This is a genomic window from Actinomycetota bacterium, assembly GCA_030682655.1.
Taxonomy (GTDB): domain Bacteria; phylum Actinomycetota; class Coriobacteriia; order Anaerosomatales; family JAUXNU01; genus JAUXNU01.
In genome coordinates this window covers 1-1,100 of record JAUXNU010000081.1, presented here as the reverse complement: position 1 = coordinate 1,100, position 1,100 = coordinate 1, and the positions used below count along the sequence as shown (strand labels likewise).

Genomic DNA, 1,100 nt, shown 5'->3' with positions numbered 1-1,100 from the left:
GTGCTTTCCCGCTACGTGTGGCTCGATCGTCTCGAGGCCGCCTTGCGGTCGCTGCCTCCGACCACGCGCTCGCGCATCGCCATCGAGCAGACGAGACGCTGCCGCGAGCTCACGAAGGAGATCAACTCCCTCGAGCGCGAGATCGAGGATCTCACGACGGATCTCGTCCCGGAGCTCCTCGGCCTTCCCGGATGCTCCGCGGTGGGTGCGGCCCATCTCGCGGGCGAGACGGCCGGCGCCTCGCGCTTCTCTCACGAGTCCGCGTTCGCGATGCACGACGGCACCGCGCCGCTACCGGTCTCCTCCGGCAAGTCACAGCGCCATCGCCTGAACCGTTGCGGCAACCGGCACCTGAACTCGGCCATCCACATGATCGCGGTCACGCAGGCACGCATGCACCCGCCGGCGATCGCGTTCATGGAGAGGAAGAAGGCGGAGGGGATGAGCAACCGAGAGGCGCTGCGGTGCCTCAAACGACACATCTCCAGGACCGTCTACAAGACGATGCTTCGGGCAGAGCAAGCACGGGCGGCAGACGCCGTCCGGGTCGACTTCGGCACCGATCCGGTCGCAATGGCGGTGTAGAGTTGACATAGGAGCAACAGCAGAAGGTGCGAGGTAGAATCGTCCCAAGCGCATCGGCCTCCGCTGATGCGCCATGCGTTATGCCGTCCTCGAGCCGACGTTGTTCGCCTTGACGCATATGTCGCATCTGACATACACTCGGTTTGATGAGCGACTCGGTCAACAAGCCTTTGGTCTGGCTCCACGGTGAAGTCAAGACGCCGCCGCTTTCGGCCGCCGCTCGACTGGAGGCCGGCTTGTTGCTCAGACGGTTGCAGCGTGGCGAGTCGTTTGGCCTGCCACACTCGCGTCCGATGACGGCAATCGGGCCTCGTTGTCGTGAGCTTCGCATCGTTGATGAGAGTGCCGCTTGGCGCATCATCTACCGGATCGATTCTGACGCGATCGTTATCGGTGATGTCTTCAACAAGAAGACACAGGCGACGCCCAAGTCCGTCATCGACACCTGCAAGCGAAGGTTCAGGGAGTACGACGCCATCGTGGGCGGGAAGGAGTGAGTAGCGTGAAGAAGGCGA

Annotated in this window: 2 protein-coding genes; both read left to right on the top strand. The window is 63.4% G+C overall.

Annotation, left to right across the window (positions count from 1 at the left end):
- Nucleotides 1-585: transposase (locus Q8K99_04960; protein ID MDP2181904.1), on the top strand; the 585-nt coding region annotated here is incomplete at its 5' end.
- A 146-nt stretch (nt 586-731) separates the two neighbouring features.
- On the top strand, nt 732-1,082 hold the full coding sequence (locus tag Q8K99_04955; GenBank protein ID MDP2181903.1) for a type II toxin-antitoxin system RelE/ParE family toxin: 351 nt from the start codon (nt 732-734) through the stop codon (nt 1,080-1,082).
- Nucleotides 1,083-1,100 lie beyond the last annotated feature (18 nt).

Bases quoted from the DNA above. Each gene is read 5' to 3' on its own strand.
- Q8K99_04955 (MDP2181903.1), top strand. From the start codon at position 732: ATGAGCGACTCGGTCAACAAGCCTTTGGTCTGGCTCCACGGTGAAGTC.